This is a genomic window from Mucilaginibacter gotjawali, assembly GCF_002355435.1.
Taxonomy (GTDB): Bacteria; Bacteroidota; Bacteroidia; order Sphingobacteriales; family Sphingobacteriaceae; genus Mucilaginibacter; species Mucilaginibacter gotjawali.
The window spans coordinates 846087-865665 of the sequence record NZ_AP017313.1; the positions used below are offsets into that span (position 1 = coordinate 846087).

General features: G+C 44.9%; 14 protein-coding genes. 7 read left to right on the plus strand and 7 right to left on the minus strand.

Features of this window, described 5'->3' with window-relative positions; genetic code table 11:
* Positions 1–394 precede the first annotated feature (394 nt).
* The 6 genes from MgSA37_RS03870 to MgSA37_RS03895 all read right to left on the minus strand — a co-directional run bounded on the left by MgSA37_RS03870 (position 395) and on the right by MgSA37_RS03895 (position 9099).
* The gene (locus MgSA37_RS03870; RefSeq protein ID WP_096349936.1) at positions 395–1240 is read right to left on the minus strand and encodes a fumarylacetoacetate hydrolase family protein; all 846 of its coding nucleotides are present in this window, start codon (positions 1238–1240) and stop codon (positions 395–397) included.
* Positions 1241–1329: 89 nt separating this feature from the next.
* A complete protein-coding gene (locus MgSA37_RS03875; protein ID WP_096357245.1) occupies positions 1330–2094 on the minus strand; it encodes an SDR family NAD(P)-dependent oxidoreductase in 765 nt (254 codons plus the stop codon).
* A gap of 95 nt (positions 2095–2189) precedes the next feature.
* Entirely contained in the window at positions 2190–3851 is a 1662-nt protein-coding gene (locus tag MgSA37_RS03880) for a UxaA family hydrolase (protein WP_096349937.1), read from the minus strand.
* A 226-nt stretch (positions 3852–4077) separates the two neighbouring features.
* Positions 4078–5439 carry an alpha-L-fucosidase gene (locus tag MgSA37_RS03885; RefSeq protein WP_096349938.1) on the minus strand — a complete coding sequence of 454 codons (1362 nt, stop codon included), beginning with the start codon at positions 5437–5439 and terminating at the stop codon, positions 4078–4080.
* 100 nt (positions 5440–5539) lie between these two features.
* Entirely contained in the window at positions 5540–5869 is a 330-nt protein-coding gene (locus MgSA37_RS03890; protein WP_096349939.1) for an L-rhamnose mutarotase, read from the minus strand.
* A 353-nt stretch (positions 5870–6222) separates the two neighbouring features.
* The gene (locus MgSA37_RS03895) at positions 6223–9099 is read right to left on the minus strand and encodes an outer membrane beta-barrel protein (RefSeq protein WP_096349940.1); all 2877 of its coding nucleotides are present in this window, start codon (positions 9097–9099) and stop codon (positions 6223–6225) included.
* Positions 9100–9451: 352 nt separating this feature from the next.
* Between MgSA37_RS03895 and MgSA37_RS03900 the strand changes: the two genes are divergently transcribed.
* From MgSA37_RS03900 to MgSA37_RS03930, 7 genes are all read left to right on the plus strand, one after another.
* Positions 9452–10534, plus strand: a complete 1083-nt coding sequence (locus tag MgSA37_RS03900; RefSeq protein ID WP_096349941.1) for a sensor histidine kinase — start codon at positions 9452–9454, stop codon at positions 10532–10534.
* Positions 10531–11292 carry a LytR/AlgR family response regulator transcription factor gene (locus MgSA37_RS03905; protein WP_096349942.1) on the plus strand — a complete coding sequence of 254 codons (762 nt, stop codon included), beginning with the start codon at positions 10531–10533 and terminating at the stop codon, positions 11290–11292. Before MgSA37_RS03900 ends, MgSA37_RS03905 begins: the two co-directional genes overlap by 4 nt.
* 278 nt (positions 11293–11570) lie before the next feature.
* Positions 11571–12788 carry an efflux RND transporter periplasmic adaptor subunit gene (locus MgSA37_RS03910; protein WP_232010777.1) on the plus strand — a complete coding sequence of 406 codons (1218 nt, stop codon included), beginning with the start codon at positions 11571–11573 and terminating at the stop codon, positions 12786–12788.
* 114 nt (positions 12789–12902) lie between these two features.
* Complete coding sequence (locus MgSA37_RS03915; protein ID WP_096349943.1) at positions 12903–16049, plus strand: efflux RND transporter permease subunit; 3147 nt, start codon at positions 12903–12905, stop codon at positions 16047–16049.
* A gap of 25 nt (positions 16050–16074) precedes the next feature.
* The gene (locus MgSA37_RS03920) at positions 16075–17481 is read left to right on the plus strand and encodes an efflux transporter outer membrane subunit (RefSeq protein ID WP_096349944.1); all 1407 of its coding nucleotides are present in this window, start codon (positions 16075–16077) and stop codon (positions 17479–17481) included.
* A 95-nt stretch (positions 17482–17576) separates the two neighbouring features.
* Positions 17577–18044, plus strand: coding sequence for a hypothetical protein (locus tag MgSA37_RS03925; RefSeq protein WP_096349945.1), 468 nt, complete (start codon positions 17577–17579; stop codon positions 18042–18044).
* Positions 18045–18088: 44 nt separating this feature from the next.
* Positions 18089–18358 carry a UBP-type zinc finger domain-containing protein gene (locus MgSA37_RS03930; RefSeq protein WP_096349946.1) on the plus strand — a complete coding sequence of 90 codons (270 nt, stop codon included), beginning with the start codon at positions 18089–18091 and terminating at the stop codon, positions 18356–18358.
* Positions 18359–18733: 375 nt separating this feature from the next.
* Here the strand turns inward: MgSA37_RS03930 and MgSA37_RS03935 are convergent, their stop codons facing one another.
* Positions 18734–19552 carry a glycerophosphodiester phosphodiesterase gene (locus MgSA37_RS03935; protein ID WP_096349947.1) on the minus strand — a complete coding sequence of 273 codons (819 nt, stop codon included), beginning with the start codon at positions 19550–19552 and terminating at the stop codon, positions 18734–18736.
* Positions 19553–19579: the final 27 nt, after the last annotated feature.

Here is a 19579-nt window from a genome sequence, read left to right on the forward strand (position 1 = left end):
TTGGAATCAATGGAAACAAGTGTTGGCAGGAAGGTTCATAGTCGATGGACCATAGTAAAAAGCGTTTCTGCAATGGATCCATATCAGCCGATATAAAAGGATGTCACCCTGAGGCACTCGAAAGGTGTGCGTAAAGGCCTTTGCCCGCATGGTTCAGGTGCTTCACCATGACAACCTTTATCAAATCTGGTAATGCGTTTTGATTTACCAATATTGGTAACAGGCGCTGGTATCCAAATGTTTCCAAATCGCTTTCTTCCTACTATGAACCAAGTAAAGTCGATAGACCATGGACCATAGTAAAAAAGTCAATGGACCATGTACTATAGTCTATAGCCATATTGCTTCCTGCCATGGACCATGGACTATGGTCCATCGACTAAAAACCATCTACCTAAACCCAATCTACCAGCACCTGCCTTGCTTCACCTAAACCATCGATGCCTAATTCAACAACATCGCCTGCTTTGAGGTAGAAGGGTGGTTTCATACCGAGGCCTACGCCTGCTGGGGTGCCGGTGGAGATGATATCGCCGGGCAATAAGGTCATAAACTGGCTGGTGTATGATACCAGCGTTGGCAGGTTGAAGATGAAGTTGGCGGTGGTACCGTCCTGCATTATTTTACCGTTTACTTTTAACCACAGGCGCAGGTTATGCGGATCGGCAATTTCATCTGCAGTAGCAAAAAACGGTCCGATAGGCGCAAATGTGTCGCAGCCCTTGCCTTTATCCCAGGTGCCGCCTCTTTCTAACTGAAACTCACGTTCGGACACATCATTATGCAGCACATAGCCGGCAATGTAGTCCATCGCGTCAGCTTCATCCACATAGCTTGCTTTTTTGCCGATCACTACGGCCAGCTCCACTTCCCAATCGGTTTTTACGGAGTTTTTTGGGATGACGATGTTATCATTGGGGCCTGTGATAGCGGTGGTCGATTTCATAAAGATCACCGGTTCAGTCGGTGGCGTAGCATTGGTTTCCCTGGCATGGTCAACATAATTTAAGCCGATACATACAATTTTGGAGGGCCTTGCCAGCGGGCAGCCCAGCCTGGCATCAACGGGTATTTCTGTCAGCAGGTTATCTTCTATAAAATAACTTAAACGGTTTAAGCCATCGGTTTCAAAAAACGCTTCTCCGTAATCTTCGCCAAAGGCCGAGGTATCATATTTTTTATCGTTAACAATTACACCGGTTTTTTCTTTACCCGGTTCGCCAAATCGTATAAGCTTCATGTTGTATTTTTATTTGTTATAGATGCTATCAATTCCGAAATCAAAAATCCCTGCCTGCGGCAGGCAGGCTACGTCCGAATTTCTACAAATTAATTATTTAAAGTAATAAACCCGCCGTCAATAGGGTAATCGGTACCGGTAATAAAACCTGCTTCGTCCGAGCATAGGTATAAAGCCAGTGCCGCTACCTCTTCCGGCTGGCCCATACGGCCAATCGGTTGCGATTTGGAGAGCTTTTCGAAGATCTCCGCTTCCTTGCCGGCATAATTTTTGGCGATAAAGCCGTCCACAAATGGCGTATGCACCCGGGCCGGACTGATACTGTTGCAGCGGATGCCCTCGTGCAGGTAATCGCGGGCAACAGATAAGGTCATGGCATGGATAGCGCCTTTACTGGTGGAGTAGGCAAACCTGTCCACAATGCCCACGCTGGCGGCTATGGATGCGGTGTTTAAAATTACGCCGCCGTTATTGGCTTTCATCAATGGTATAGCGGCAAACAGGCAGTTGTAAACCCCTTTGATATTAACGTTATAGATCCTGTCGAAATCCGCTTCGCTGGTATTATCGGCACGGCCAATGTGGGCAATACCGGCATTATTTACCAGGATATCAATTTTGCCGATCTTATTCATTGTTTCAACCACCTGCGCCTGCTTGCTAACATCGCAGGCATGGCCGAAGGCTTTGCCGCCAAACGCAGTTATTTCGTTAACGGTTTCTGCGGCTGCATCGCTGTTGAGTTCGATGATATGCACTTCGGCGCCCTGTTTTGCAAAAAGGACGGCCATTGCTTTACCGATGCCGCTTCCGCCACCGGTTATTATTGCTGATTTATTGGTTAGTTTGAACATAGTAGCCCCACCCAACCCTCCCCGGTAGGGAGGGCTTTAAAAAAAATGAAAAATTAAAAGTCTCCCCTACCGGGGGAGATTTAGAGGGGGCTGCTTTACAGCGATATTCCCCTCTTCCACGGAATCCAGTCATCCTGGCCTAATTGTACCGCTTTTGGTTCAGCCTCGCCGCTGGCTACCTGGATCACGTAATCCAGGATCCGTTCACCAGCCTGCTGTATGGTTTCTTCGCCTTCAATAATGGTACCGCAGTTAATGTCAATAATATCAGGCATTTTTACTGCCGTAGCTGTATTGGTTGATAGTTTGATCACCGGGGTAACCGGGTTGCCGGTTGGTGTACCCAAACCTGTAGTAAACAAAACTACGGTGGCTCCGGAGCCTACTTCGGCGGTGGTGCTTTCCACATCGCTGCCGGGGGTACATAGCAGGTTTAAACCGGCTTTTGTTGCTTTCTGCGGATAATCCAGTACATCGGCTACCGGCGAAGTGCCACCTTTTTTGGCTGCTCCTGCCGATTTAATGGCATCGGTAATCAGCCCATCCCTAATGTTTCCGGGGGATGGATTGGCATAAAACCCTGAACCATCCGCTTCTGCACGGGCATTGTAGGTGGTCATCAGTTGCATAAAATAGTTGGCCTTTTCCTCATCAACACAACGGTCGCTCAGCTCCTGTTCAACCCCGCAAAGTTCAGGGAATTCGGATAAGATAACCGAACCGCCCATGGACACCAATAAGTCCGAAACATAACCCAAAGCCGGATTAGCCGAGATACCCGAAAAACCATCAGATCCACCGCATTCCAGCCCAATGCATAGTTTGGATAGGGGAGCGGGCTGCCTTTCGGTTTCGTTTGCTTTAACCAGGCCTGCAAAAGTTTGCTTCAGGGCCTGTTGCATCAGTTCAGCCTCCGTGCCGGTTTTTTGCTGCTCCAGTATCACCAGCGGTTTGCTGAAACTGGCATCACGGGCCTGGATTTCCTGCTGAAGGATGCTTACCTGTGCATTTTGGCAACCCAAACTTAATATGGTAGCCCCAGCAACATTGGGGTTAGTGATATAACCGGCTATCAACCCACAAAGGGTTTGCGCGTCAGACCGGTTACAACCGCAGCCCATATCGTGGGTGAGGAATTTGATGCCGTCGATATTTTTAAACAGTCGTTTTGATTTTGCCTTATCGGGCGCAGCCTGGATATCGGCATTAATAATTTCTTCTACCGATTTGCCTGCCTGGTAAAGGCCGATCAGCTGATCTACATCCGCCTCGTAGCTTTTGGCTTTTTTATAGCCCAGCTTTTCGGATAGTGCCTCTTTTAATACATTGATATTCCTGTTCTCGCAAAAAACCAGGGGGATCACTACCCAGTAATTACCTGTCCCTACCGAGCCATCGGCGCGGTGATAGCCCATAAAGGTACGGCCCTCAAATTTGCTGGTATCGGGTTGGTGCCACTCGGTTTTACGTTTGCCCAGGTGAAATTCCCCGGAAGCATGGTGAACAGTTTCAATACTGATGGGGCCGCCTTTAGGGATCTCCAGCGTTGCTTTGCCTACCAGTACCCCATACATCAGGATTTCGTCGCCGGCTTTCAGTTCAGTTAAGCTGAATTTATGTTTGGCGGCAATATCCGTAGTTAATGCAAATGTGTCACCCTCAAAGTTAATCACGGTTCCGGCTGCAAGGTTCTGCAGGGCAACCAGTACATTATCATGCGGGTGGATCTTTAAAAATTGTTGTTTCTGCATTGGCATTGTATTCTTTTGAGATTTGAGACGCGAGATATGAGATTTGAGACTCCTATCCCATGTTCAAAGCTATTTTTTTTTGATCTTTTGGCTATTAAATTATCGTATCTCTCATTTTTTTACAAGATTTGAAACGTTAGATATTAGATTTGAGACCCTTGTCCCATGTTCAAACCATAGTTTTTTGTTTGGTCTTTTAAATTTCTCATATCTCACATCTCACATCTCACATCTATTGCAACGTTAATTCAACAACAGGTATTTCGTACGGTGGTTTTTTAAGCGGAACGGTTAACTCCAGGTCATCCTTATTTGCTGCTGACGCTTTTAAAATCAATTCCGAATGGTCGTTTAAAAACTGCGCGTATTTTATTTTGCCGTTATAGCCAGGCAGCGTTATCTTTCCGTTGGTAGGATAATTAAACAAATGAACATACAGTCGTCCGTTTACTTTGCTGTAAGTAAGCTTATCACCTTCAGGTACTTTATAAGCAGCAGGCGCGTAAGTGCAGTTGTAAATAGCAACGTTATTGGCATGCATCCAGTACGACAGGCTGTCAAGCGCACGGGTAGCCCTGTAATCAAATTCGCCGCGACCGGTTGGCCCAACGTTAAGGATGAGGTTGCCGCCGTTGCTTACCGAAGTAATCAGCAGGTCGAGCAATTGCCGGTGGGTTTTCCAGCTGTTTTCGTCGCGGTAGTAGCCCCATGATCCTGAAAAGGTCTGGCAGGTTTCCCATGTGCGGCCCTTGTATTTAGCCAGCTCATCAGTACCTACCTGTTCAGGGGTTTCAAAATCGCCGCCATCTTTGTAATCATACAAACCAAGCCGGTTGTTTACAATAATGCCGGGCTGCAGTTTCCTAACCAGTTTGAGCAATTCAACAGCGCCCCAGTCATCAGCTCCTTTGCCGCGTTTGGCGCCTTTATCCCAGCTCCAATCCAGCCATAATACATCAATCTTGCCATAATTGGTGAGCAATTCGGTGATCTGGTTGCGCATGTACTGGCGGTATTTAGCCATGTCGCGGCCTTTATTCAGGCGTTTGTAGTTGGCCTCGGTGGTATCCACCTGGGTAAGCGGGTGGGCATCGTCCATGGTATAATCAGGGTGGTGCCAGTCGAGCAAGGAATAGTAAAAACCAACTTTTAGCCCCTGGGAGCGAAAGGCGTTAACATATTCACGTACCAAATCCCGTTTGGCGTGGGTGTTGGTAGCTTTATAATCGGTATATTTTGAATCGAACAAACAAAAACCTTCGTGGTGCTTGGTGGTCATCACAGCGTATTTCATGCCGGCTGCTTTGGCTTCTTTTGCCCATTTAACCGGGTCGAACAGATCAGGGTTAAACTGGTCGAAATACTTTTGGTATTCCTCGTTGGTGAGGTGTTCATTATGTTTCACCCATTCGTGCCTGGCAGCGCCCGAGTAAAGGCCGAAGTGGATAAACATCCCAAAGCGGCCGTCCTGCCACCATTCCATGCGCTTGTCTTTTTGCGCATCGGTTTCGTTGCCAATACGTTTTTGTTGAGCAAATGCGGGCGAAAGGATAAATCCCAAACCTACCACTAGTAATTGTAATTTTTTAAGCATGATTGTTTTTTTAGGGTAAAGAATCAAGAACCAGGATTCAAATGTAATATCGAAAAGTCAAAATAAATTATTTTTATTCAGATTCCTGTCTGTTTTACAGTTATAGTTTGAAAATCTTATTCATTAAAACCCACTTTTCGCCTTTCAGCGCATTTTTAAGTGGTTGCTGGTATTTCCACATCAGGGTTTCCCATTCCTGTACTTTGGGGTTAGCGGCGTCTGCGGCACCCTTTTTTTCGAAACTGAAGGTGTCGTCCACTTCCATGATCATAAACAGGCGGTTGTCAAAACGATAGATCTCCATATTGGTGATCCCTGAACTTGTTATACTTTCATGTATTTCGGGCCAGATGGCTTCGTGGTATTTTTCGTATTCGGCAATCAATGCAGGGTCGTCTTTCAGATCAAGGGTTAAGCAGTATTTTTTCATTAGGGTGGATTGGTGGCTAAAAAGTAATAGTAATCAAATCAAAGGTGGAAAAAAATAACCATAAAAAAAGCGTTCCGTTTCTCACCTCGGAACGCCCTGTTAAGATTTAAAAAATCAATAACAATCAACTAAATCCAGGCCGGGTATCTCACATCCGGCCTTTTCTCATGCTCCCTTAGGGAACCCTAAGCTCTTTTTATATTGAATTTTGAAATTCATTTTTGTTATTAGACGCCTTATACTTCAATTTGTTACAATTTTAATTGTCAAAATTACACTTTTGTTTGTGATTTCCAAATTTTTCATCCGGCTTAGTGTAACGGGATTTAATAACAATTATTGAACCTGCCCGCTCACCAACCAAATTCATATGGTTGATTATCAATCAGGTCCACCCCCTGGTGGCGGCCCGCCCGGGCCACCCCCGGAGGGCCAAACCCACGGCCAGGGCCGCGTTCAGGCGCTTTGCCTGCCATTTTCGAGAAACGGTAGGTAAAAGTTAACAGGTAATACCGGCCTAAACGGTTGTAATTTGTTGTTGACGTGTAGCTGCCTGTTTGTGTACTGGAGTAACCGGTATTCTGGTTAAACACGTCAAGCACCGAAAAACGCAGCGTTGCCATATTGCCTTTCAGGAACCTGCGTTCCAGGTAGGTGTTAAACACATTCGGGTTTTTAGCACCCGGGTAGTTATAATAAAACGTTTTTGAATAATCGTAGCTGTAGGTCCAATCCTTAAACAAATAGTTTTTGCCGTTTAAGCCAACTACCCAGCTCCGGTAGTTATCCAGCACACCGGCTTGTGGTATGGAGTTTTGTGATGAATTGATGCTGTAAGTGGTGTTTGCCTCGGCATCAATAACATCGGTAATGTCCAGCCTGAAACGGATGCCTTGTGATGCGGTCAGCGTTTTCGCAACATTCTTTTCAGTATTTTCTGCAAAAGTAACCGGCGCTATATCTGTAATGTACGAGATGTTATTGCTGTAGGAATAATTGCCGACCAGGAACAAATTGTATTTCCGTTTCTCCCATGGTTTGGCAAATACAAAAAATGCCGAGGTTGAATAGTAGCCGTTAGCATTTGCATAGCTGGTACCTGTAGTTTTTGACAAATGGGTATTTGGCGTGTAATTGTCCGGGTAATAAATGGTGTTGCTGGCAATATAATTATCAGCCTGGATAAAGGATAAATTACTGAAAAATACGTTACCTGATTCAAAATTGAAGTGATTGTACCTTAACGACAAGGTGTTGTTATACTGCGGGTTAAGGTTGGGGTTACCTATTACCGGGTATAATGCGTTGCTTAGGTCAGGTACCGGCTGCAATTGCGTATAGCTTGGCATTACACTGCTTCCGCTAAAGTTTGCACTGAATGACTGCGTACGCGAGAAATTATAAATAAAGTGGGCGTTTGGCGAAAAATTAAAACTTGTTTTATGTGTAGGCGAAATGTTTGGTGAACTTCCGTCCAATACGGATGGTTGGGCTGTTACACCTAAAACGTAATTGTATTTCTTTTCAACAAAGCGGTAATTAAGCCCGAAACGATTGGTTACAAAGGTGTAGTTGTAATCGTTACTTAGTAAGGCATATTCATTTAACTGCCCGGAATCGCTTAAAGTATCCGTTACTTTATTGGAGGTGGTATAACTATGCTTGTAATTATAGTTTACCTCAAAGTATGACTTTTTGCCGATAGGTTCAATGTAGGATACAAAGGTACCCACTGTATCTGTATTGGCATTGGTAGTAATAAACTGGTCGGCCGGGGTATTTGGAGCAGAAGTAATTTTTGAATAAATATTATCCGGGTTCTGGTATTGGTCGGTAGTGGACCGGCCTACACCCACATTGATACTGAAATTGCGCCCATGGTTATTAAAACGGTGATTATACAATACATTGATTCCGTAATTTGGCGATGACGACCGGCTTATTACATTGGTAGTGTAAGCCAAAGCCGTAGTATCTGCAATGGTTTGATTAAATGTTTCGGCCTGGGTTGAATGTACACCTGCAAACGAGTAGGATGGGCTGATCTTGAAATAATTCAAAGTATCAGGCCGGTATTCCATGTTGAAAGTGAACCGCTGGTTGATTTTTTTATCGATCTCGTTATTGGTTGAACTGGTAGCGTTCGTTCCGCTTAATCCGTAGTTTTTTTGTATCGTACTGCTGATCGTGTTTACGGTATTGTCAGTAAAACTGTAGCTGCCATAAACCGTTAATTTTTTGCTCCAGTTATCACGGTAGTTTACGCCGATTGAGCGTGCTGTGGTGATACCATTGGTACTATTGCCGCTTCCCGGAGGGCCACCCGCACCGCCACGGCCGCCACCGCCACCCGGCCCGCCAAAATTAAACAGGTTGGTATTGGTGTTGTTATAATTAGCCAGTATGGCAATCTGGCGGTTGCCGTCAAAATTAAACATATTGCCTTGTGCAATGTAGCGTGCGGCATCTTTGGTGCCGTCAACCTGCGGTATTGCATCCTGGCCGCCGCCGGCGCTCACCTGGCCAAAAATGCCATGGTTCCTGCTGGCTTTTATATTGATATTTAATACGGTCTCGGGCTCGCCTGTTTTTATACCGGTAAGGTTAGCCTGGTCGCCGTAATCATTTACAAACTGCACGTTTTGTACTGCATCGGCCGGTAAATTCTGGGTAGCAGTTTTTAAATCGCCCCCAAAAAAATCTTTTCCGTTTACGCGCACCTTGGTTACGCTTTTTCCCTGGAAAGTTACGTTGCCGTTAGCATCAACATCCGCACCGGGTACTTTTTTAATCACGTCCTCAATAGGTGCGCCATCGCGTACTTTATAAGCAGCCGCATTAAACTCAACCGTATCTTCCTTTATTTTAACGGGTAATACGTCGGATATGGTAACCTCCTTCAGCATCTGGCTGGAAGGTTTTAAAATGATGGGCCGCAAAAAAACCGGCTCGTTGCTGTTATTAAGTGCGATACGTTTTCTTACCGGCTCAAAACCGATTGACTGAACAACCAAACTAAACTGTGCTGCTTTAACGCCTTTAAACAAAAAGGCTCCTTTGGCGTCAGTAGCGGTGGAGATACTGTCGGTTGCTGTAATAAGTCTCACTATCGAGCCCGGCAAAGTTACTTTTGTGGAATCGGTAACCGTGCCATGCACATCGCGGCCGGTTTGGGCGTGGATGTTCGCACTTATCAAAAGGGCGGCTATAAAAAGGTAAAATAATTTCATTTTATCTGTTATTTAGATGTGCAAATCAATAGTAAAGATCTTACACCCTAAAATGCAATAGACAAAGGGGGTAAATAAGTAGATAAAAGCCCCGCTTTAGCCTATAAAACTACTTTAAGCCACGCAATCGCCAAAAAGCGCTTTTTGGCGATGTTTTTTTGCTGCCCGTCGGTGAACTAAAGCCCCTGATAGATTATTATTGGCGTTAAGTAGTTTACATTTGTAATATTGTTGTTATAATTGAGTTACAGCCAGTTGCAAAATCTAAAAATGTTATCACCTGCGTAATCCATGGCGGTAGTTTCCCATTGCAACGAGTACAACTTTTATAACTTATTTCAACAATACTGAAATGATATTTACAAAATCAAAAAGCAAACTGGTAACCGTGATCATCCATTTATTAATATGGGCCGTTTTCGGTACGATCTACTTCACCCAGCCATTGTCATGGCGGATCTCGGTGCCGTACCAGTTGTGGGTAAAAAACGGGCTTATTTTAGGTCTGCTGGTGATGGCTTATTATCTTAACGCAATAGTATTGGTGCCCCGGTTTTTGCTGAAAAACCACACGGGCCTTTATTTGCTGATTGTTTTGGGCGTGGTGGCGATAGTGGTTTTTTTAAACAGTTACTTTGATTACTGGCTAAACCTGCACCAGTTGCTTGACGAAGCTTTTCATAAAATGGGGCCGCCAAGGCATCATAGAGGCGGCCACCAGTGGGATATCAGTATGATTGTTGCCATGATCAGTACATGCGCGCTGGTTATCGGGATCAGTACGAGTATCATCACCATAGAAAAATGGCAAAACGATAAACAAAAACACCAGGAAATGGAACAGGATAAGATCAGTTCGGAACTTTCGTTCCTGAAGGCACAGATCAACCCTCATTTCTTTTTCAATACGCTGAACAATATTTACGCGCTCACTTTGGTGAATGTTGAAACGTCGCGCAAGGCCATACACCAGTTGAGCCGGATGATGCGGTACGTCTTGTACGATACCCAAAATACTACCACGCAGCTGAGCCAGGAGATTGCTTTTGTGAAGGATTATATCAGCCTGATGCAATTACGTTTAACCGATGCGGTTAAAATTAATTATTCTTCGCCGGCAACATTAAGGGATGTCGCGATTGCACCTATGATATTTTTACCCTTTGTTGAAAATGCTTTTAAACACGGCGTGAGCGCTACGCAGCCCAGCTATATCAATATTAACATCAGCCAGCAAAACTCTTCGGTTGAATTAAAGGTGGTGAATACGATCATTAAGGAACAAAATAATAACTTAGAGGCAGGCAGCGGTATCGGGCTCAACAATACCCGCCGCAGGCTTGATCTGTTATACCCTGGCAAATACGAATTAAAAATTGAAGAAGACACTGCCGAAAATATTTATTCCGTTCACTTAACGCTCCACCTGTCATGATACTAAATTGCATAGCTGTTGACGATGAACCCCTGGCCCTGGGCCTGGTTAGTTCATTTATTGAACAAACACCTTTTTTAAACCTGGTTGGCCGGTTTTCAAGCGCTGTGGATGCCTTAAAGGCTATCCATTCGCAAAAAATTGATGTGTTGTTCCTGGATATTCAAATGCCTGACCTGAACGGGATTGAACTGGCGCGGGTACTGGATAACAGCAAGGCTAATAAACCGCGCATCATTTTTACTACTGCCTATAACCAGTTCGCGCTGGAAGGCTATAAGGTGGATGCGCTCGACTACCTGTTAAAGCCATTTAACTACGAAGAGTTTTTACACGCCGCAACCAAGGCATTAAATTATGCCGAACTGGTTGAAAAATCAAATGCCCCTGCCGCCGCAGCAGCTCCCGTGGCGGGTGTTGCGGAAGAACGCATAGAAGATGAATACCTGTTTTTAAAGGTAGAGTACCAGCTGGTGCGTATCGCCTTAAATGATATTTTGTACATTGAAGGCTTAAAGGATTATGTAAAAGTTTGGCTGAAGAGCGCCGAAAAGCCCATTCTTTCGTTAACCAGCCTGAAATCGCTTGAAGAAAAGTTGCCGTCGAAAAAATTTATGCGTGTTCACCGGTCCTTTATCGTATCGCTCGATAAAATAAATTCCATTACCCGTAACGCATTGCAAATAGGGAAAGTCAATATTACCGTTGGCGATCAGTATAAAGAAGCGTTCAGCCAGTTTTTAAGCAAATGGGTTTGAGGGAGAAGTTGTAATGTTGTAAGGTTGAAAAGTTGGAATGTTGCTTCGCCGATATAATATTAACCCGGAATTGGGCAAACGTTTAAAATTAGTTGCTATTGGTTGAAGTTTTTTGCATTCAAACAAAATACTGACCAGTTTCGGTCACCGGAGGCAAACCAGGGGATAGCGCCAATTATGACACAAGGAAAATAATGATATTAAATGTATTGACAATATTTTTAAACAAAGCGGTTATCTTTGCCCGCTTACTTATTCTTTTTACTTACCACAACTTAATGAACTTCAGTAAAAGTCTATACCGCGTCATTGGCGCTCAAATAACACCAGGCAGTATGCAAAAATTAACAATAGCAGTTTTGATGCCCTGTTTGTTGTTTTTATTTTCGTGCGGTGACAAAAATGCACAGAAGAATGCCATGTTTGCACAGGGGCCAGGTACTTACAAAGTAGTTACCCTGCAGCCCCGGACGGTAACTTTGAGTACCGACTACCCCGCAAGTATCCAGGGCTTGCAAAACATTGAGATAAGGCCCAAAGTTGACGGCTATGTTGAAAAGATCTTTGTGGATGAGGGATCGCTCGTTAAAAAAGGCCAGTTGTTATTTAAAATAAATGCCCCGCAATATGAGCAGGATGTGCGTACTGCCCAGGCCGGCATTAAAACCGCCGAAGCCGATGTAAATACGGCCACTTTGCAGGTGAACAAAGTGAAGCCGCTGGTTGAAAAAGATATCATCAGCCATTACGAACTTGAGTCGGCGCAACTGACCTTGCAAACTAAAGAGGCTGCCCTGGCACAAGCCAAAGCAGCGCTGGAAAACGCCAGGATAAACCTGGGATACACCACCATTTTAAGCCCGGTAGATGGCGTTATTGGTTCGTTGCCTTATAAGCTTGGAAGCCTGGTTTCAGCTACCACTGCAGAACCGTTAACAACGGTTTATAACACAGCCAATGTATACGCCTATTTTGCGATGAACGAAAAGCAATTGCTTGATTTTACCCGCGACAGCACCAGTAATACCAGCTTCAAATCGAAATTAAATAATATCCCTTTGGTTACCCTGGTACTTTCGGATGGAACGATATATGACTATAAAGGTAAAGTGGAAACCGTAAACGGGCTGATCAATACCACAACCGGTTCGGCAAATTTCAGGGCTGGTTTCGCTAACCCTAAAGGGCTGTTGCGCAGCGGCAGCAGTGCATCGGTTAGGATACCCAAAACAGTGAAAGATGCCATTATTGTACCGCAAAACGTTACCTACGAATTGCAGGACAAGCGTTTTGTATTCGCGGTAGATAATCAAAACAAGGTGAAGAATGTCGCAATAACCGTAATGGAAAATACACCGGGGCAGTTTTATATTGTAACCGGCGGCTTGAAAAGCGGCGATCGGATTATTGCCGAAGGCGCTAATAATATAAAGGACGGTACAGAGATTAAACCTGTTGAGGTTAACGCCGGGTCGGTTTATAAAGATCTTAAATAAGTCTTGAGTCCGAAGTCTTGAGTCTGAAGTCATCAGAATAGTTACAAGTGAGAATAATTAACAATAATTTGACTTAAGACTAAGCACCTTAGGATTAAGACCATAAAAAATAATATGCTAAAAAGATTTATAGAGCGCCCCGTACTTTCCACTGTTATTTCGGTGCTGCTGGTTATCCTGGGGGTTATCGGGTTAATCAACCTGCCGATCTCGCAATACCCTGATATAGCGCCGCCAACGGTAAATGTTTCAGCTGATTACAGCGGGGCCAACGCAGATGTGGTACTTAAGAGTGTGATCATCCCGCTGGAGGAACAGATCAACGGCGTGGAAAACATGACCTACATGACCTCGTCTGCAGGTAATGATGGCTCAGCGTCCATCCAGATCTTCTTTAAAGTAGGCACCAACCCCGACCTGGCCGCAGTAAACGTGCAAAACCGCGTGGCAAGGGCAACCAGCCTGTTACCCCAGGTAGTAACGCAGGCGGGTGTTACCGTTACCAAAAGCCAGAACAGCAACCTGCTGATATTTACCTTATACAGCAAGGATAAAACCTATGATGCTACCTTTTTACAGAATTATGCCAAAATAAACCTGGTGCCCGACATACAGCGGGTAAACGGTGTTGGTACCGTGCAGATCTTCACCCAAAGGGATTATTCGATGCGGATTTGGCTGAAGCCTGATGTAATGTCAAGATACGGGCTGGTGCCGGATGATGTTACCCAGGCTTTGAACGATCAGAATATTGAGGCCGCGCCCGGCAAGTTTGGTGAAAACAGCAATGAATCATTTCAATACGTGATCAGGTACACCGGCCGTTTAAAAAGTGCGAAAGAATTTGGCGATATCGTGCTTAAATCAGCAGGTAAGGGGCAATTGCTCCGCTTAAGTGACGTGGCACGAATTGAATTAGGCGCGCTGGACTACTCAGTGGACCTGCAGGCTAATGGCCAGCCGGCTATTGGTGTTGGCATTTCGCAGGCTGCCGGTTCCAACGCCCGTAACGTGATCAATGATACAAAAGTAATTTTAGAAACTGCACGCGCGGCTTTCCCAAAAGGGATCGACATGATCTACATGGTGGATGCCAATGAATACCTTAACGCCTCCATCGACAAGGTGATCCACACGCTGATAGAAGCCTTTATCCTGGTGTTTATCGTGGTGTTTATTTTCCTGCAGGATTTTCGTTCAACGCTTATCCCCGCCATTGCCGTACCGGTGGCTATTATTGGTACGTTCTTCTTTTTAAACCTGTTTGGTTTCACCATTAACCTGCTTACGCTTTTTGCCATGGTGCTTGCCATCGGTATTGTGGTGGATGATGCCATTGTGGTAGTTGAAGCAGTACATGCCAAATTGGATAAAGGCTATAAATCGGCCCGAAAGGCTTCGGTTGATGCCATGAGCGAGATTGCGGGCGCAATCGTATCCATTACCCTGGTAATGTCCGCAGTGTTTTTGCCGGTTACGTTTATTACAGGGTCTACAGGGGTGTTTTATAAGCAGTTTGGCATCACCCTGGCGGTGGCTATCCTGCTTTCTGCAGTCAACGCTTTAACGCTTAGCCCCGCACTCTGTGCAATATTATTAAGGCCGCATTCCGAAGAAGAAAAGAAAAAGCGATTTTTTAACTTTTTCTACCACCGCTTTGATGTGGTTTTTGACTCGGTAAAAAAGAGGTATGAACGCTCTGTCGGTTTTTTGGCCGGTAAAAAATGGATAGTAGTGGTCGTGATCGTTGTTTTTGCGGCATCTCTGGCCTTCCTCATCAAAACCACGCCTTCCAGCTTTGTACCGAGCGAGGACCAGGGGACTATTTTTGCCAGTGTTAGTTTACCCCCTGCCGCAGGCTTGCAACGCACCCAGGCCATCACCAAAAAGATTGACAGCATAGCCCATACCTTACCGGCGGTAAAAAATACGCTGCAAATAGTTGGTTTTAACTTTTTGGCCGGCAGCGGCAGCGCCTACGGCATGGTGATCGTTAAACTAAAAACCTGGGACGACAGGCCGCAAGATAATATAGAAAGTGTTATCGGCCAGCTTTACGCCAAGACGGGCGGCCTGCATGAGGCTAAAATATTCTATTTCTCGCCGCCAACTATCCAGGGTTTTGGCGCCGGCAACGGGTTTACTTTCCAGCTGCAGGACAAGGGCGGTAACAGCATGGCCGACATCTTTAAAGTTTCCAATGAATTCCTGGCTGCATTAAATAAACGCAAGGAGATTCAAAACACCAATACTTCTTTCAATCCAAATTTTCCGCAATACCAGGTGGAAGTAAATGTGCCCAAATGTAAAGAGGCCGGTATTTCCGTTAATTCGGTGGTAACTACGCTCCAGGGGTATTATGGCGGATTGTATGCCTCTAACTTTAACCAGTTTGGCAAGCAGTTCCGCGTAATGGTTCAGGCCGATTATGCTTACCGGGCCAATGCTACCGGTTTGAGTAAAATATTTGTGAGGAGCGCCGATGGCACCATGGCGCCTATTACCGAATTTATCACACTGACAAAAGTTTCCGGCCCCGAGGCTATCCAAAGGTTCAACCTGTTTACAGCGGTGTCGGTTAACGGGCAGCCCAAACCGGGTTACAGTACAGGTGATGCGATCAATGCCATTAAAGCTGTCGCCGCCGAGAAGCTTCCGCCAAGTTATGGTTACGATTTTTCGGGCCTTACCCGCGAGGAAATAGCATCCGGTACGCAATCGCTTTACATATTTATGCTTTGCCTGGTTTTTGTTTACTTTTTATTGAGTGCCCAGTATGAAAGCTATGTTTTACCTTTTGCAGTTTTACTGTCGTTGCCGATAGGTTTAACCGGTACTTATTTGTTCGCCAGGATCTTCGGGATCGACAGCAATATTTATGTACAGATCTCGCTTATTATGCTCATCGGCTTGTTATCAAAGAACGCGATACTGATCGTTGAATTTGCGCTCGACCGCAGGCGGGCCGGAATGCCCATTGTACAGGCGGCAATTGAAGGCGCTGAAGCCCGTTTAAGGCCGATTTTAATGACCTCGTTCGCGTTTATCTTTGGGATTATGCCATTGATGTTTGCAACCGGTGCCGGTGCATTGGGTAACCGTTCCATCGGTACGGGTGCGGTTGGCGGCATGCTGATCGGTACGGTATTCGGCATATTTGCCATCCCGGTACTGTTCATTATTTTCCAGACATTCCAGGAAAAGCTGCGCAGCAAAAGGCACCATGATGAGGATGAAGAAGAAATAACAACTGCCGGTTAATCACCGGGATGAAAAGAAATTAACAATGCGTAAATCCATTATAAAATATATCCTGCTAATAACCGCAATGACGGGCGCTTCATTATCGTGCAAAGTAACCAGGCCTTTCCGGGACGCCGGTACGGTAACGAACGATTTGTATCGCGGGCAAAATTCAACAGATACTACTACTATTGCCACGCTGCCCTGGGGAAGCCTTTTTGCTGACACGACATTAAATGGCTTAATAAAAGAAGGGCTTGACAATAACCTGAATTTAAAAACAGCCATTCAAAAAATAGCCGAAGCGCAAGCCGCACTCGGGCAAGCCAGGGGGGCGCTATTTCCGTCATTAAGCGGTAATGCTACCGTTACCCGGTCGAAGCAGTCTGAGGCAAGTTTAAACTTACCGGCTGGCTATTCGGTTAGTACCTTAACAACATCCTACCAGCTCAGTTTAAGCTCCTCCTGGGAGGCGGATATTTGGGGAAAGCTGGGCAGCGCCAAAAAAGCGGCTTATGCCAATTTGCTGCAAAGTGATGCCGCAAAAAGGGCGGTGCAAACGCAACTGATAGCTGATATAGCCAACAACTATTATAATTTGCTGGCGCTTGATAAACAATTGGAGATTACCAACCAGGCTGTACAATTCCGTATCAAAGACGTGGAAACCATGAAGACCCTGAAAGAGGGCGATGTGGTTACCGGCGCTGCTGTGGTACAAAGCGAAGCCAACCGTTATGCTGCCGAGGTAGCCATCCCCGATATTAAACGCAACATCCGCGAAACTGAAAACGCCATCGACCTGTTGCTCGGCCGCCCGCCGGGCCCCATAAACCGCGCCAAACTGGATGACCAGCAGCCGGTAAGTAACCTGCAAACCGGCATCCCGTCGCAGTTATTACAAAACCGGCCCGATGTGCAGCAGGCGCAATACGCTTTCAGGGCTGCGTTTGAAAATACCAACCAGGCACGTACCTATTTCTATCCGGCTTTAACCATTACCGCTTCCGGGGGCTTCTCCAATTTAACGCTGAAGGATTTTTTCGTCAATTCGATTTTCTACAATATCGCCGCCGGTCTCACCCAGCCTATTTTTAACCAGGGCATTAACAAAGCGAGGCTGAAAACGGCGCAGGCCCAGCAAATGGAAGCGCTCAATAATTTTCAGCAAACTTTATTAGTGGCAGGGCAGGAGGTTTCCAACGCGCTTTATGCTTACCAGACAGGTATTGAAAAAGATACTTCGAGGACGAAAGAAATTGAAGCATTGAGAAAATCTGTTGACTACACCCAGCAATTGCTACGGTACAGCTCTGCAACCAATTATAACGATGTACTGATTGCGGAGCAAGCCCTGCTGGCAGCGCGCATCAGCGGTATTAATGATAGGTTACAGCAGTTACAGGCCATTGTTAATTTGTATAGGGCGCTTGGGGGTGGGTGGAGATAAATATCTTTGGTTGTTTTGACAATGTTTGCTATTTTTAAACTGAATAGCTGTAATGAGTTAGTGTTTAAAAGCCTTGTCCATTTCAATCTCAATCAATGAAAATTAGCAAAATAGTTACTATTATCCTTTTCGTTTTAATGCCGGCATCATTAATTTATGTAGGTGTTTCTACCTACCTGCATCACCGTTGTGCAAATAGCTTTGGAACCGAATTTAATGGAAAACGAAAGGAACTGCATATTCCAATAATTCCTTCAGATTGGCCGGTTTACCATAAAGATGAAAATTCGACGATCTGGCAGGAGCCGAAGGTCAAAAAAGGACATGGTTTCAAATTGGTAGCTTATCACGGTTGCGAATTAGACCTTGAAGAAGATCATTATTATTTTAGTTCAAAAAAATTGCAGGACACTGTTTTAACAATGGATCATAGCTATGTTAACTCCCAACGAAAAAGAGATTCTACAATATTCACATTACATAGAGGCAACCGACTTGATACTATCACCCGGAAACAAGCCGACAGTATTTTTATTGCTTATAAAATAGATAAGGATTATTGAGGTAATTCTATAAGATGTAAATTAGCATTTATAAACTTACTACCATGGAAGAAGAAATCTGCAAACACCTTACCGCTATAAAACACCTTAAACATGCAAAAGATTATGTATGTGAGGAGTGTATAAAAACACATGATACCTGGATGCACCTGCGTACCTGCCAGGAATGTGGCGTAACGCTTTGCTGCGATAGTTCGCCCAATCAGCATGCCAGTAAACATGCCCATGCGACTGGCCACCCCGTGGTGATCTCCGCCGAACCCGGCGAGCGCTGGCTATGGTGCTATGTGGATGAGGTGATGGCGGAGTATTAGCCGAAGGTACTCCGTTATTGGTTTCGCAACTAACTGGTGTCATGTCATTAATAAATTGACGTTGAGGCTTTATCCGCACTGCTTAAAATACCGGGAGGAGGTTATGTAAAATAGTGTAAACCCTGTTTTAATAAATAAACATATAAATAACTCATTATTAGGAATTTAAAAAATTAAAAACCTTAAATGTGTAAACCTTTTGTAAACCCTTTTTGCGTTTAATGAACTTGTAGATTGACGATTGGTCAATTTATGGTTGACACGACACCAGGCTAGAAAAATATAAAAGCCGGTCTAACATAACCAGCTTTTACTCATCAAAAAAATCAGACAATAAAAATGTTTAATAATCAAATGGCGCTACCAATGATGAGGTTATCGTAATCCCTTGCTTTTTAAATACTGCACTAATGCATGCGGGTTATCTGTCTGCAGCCCGGTTAAGCCAATTGAAATAGCTTTATCCCACACCGCGGAGCCTTCTTTAGGGCCTTGTGCATCGGGCCAAACCTGCAAGCCTCCTGCCTTCGCCAAAGCTACCATATCAGCATTGTAATCAGTATAGTCCCCATCAAGCACATCAGGTTGGTATTTATTTAAAAATGACTGCAGCGATGCCGTACTTTTAACTGAATCCGGAAGGCTTAACATTAGCGGCATCGACGGATCGGTTTTGCGCCAGTCGGTATATTGGGATGGTTTGTTGATATAAACCAATACCTGCTTTTCCATATGGTATTGCTTTAACATTGTTAAAGTGGCCGTAGCGTCAGCTTCTTTAAAATCAATATAGATGTGGATCTTGTTGCGGCAAAGTTTCAGGATCTGTTCAAACGTCGGCACGCGGTAGGTTGCCGTATCTGTATTGTTCCTCGGGTTTACTTTCAGCGCTTCTACTTGCTGCAGGGTAAGGTCTTTTATCAGTCCTTTGCCATTTGTCATGCGGTTAACGCTGCCGTCGTGCATGCTCACCAGCTGGTTGTCGCTGGTGGTACGCAGGTCTATTTCAACATAATCCGCTTCGTTTTTTGCGGCCATGGCATAGCCCTCCAACGTATTTTCAGGATATTGGGTATGATCGCCGCGGTGGGCGATCACAATAAAGCTATGTTTCTTTTTGGGAACCGGGTTAGGCTTATACCCGATATCAACCAGGGTTAAAAGCAATAGTGATATAATGGTGGTGAATTTCATTGTTAATGCGATTGGAAATTGAATATT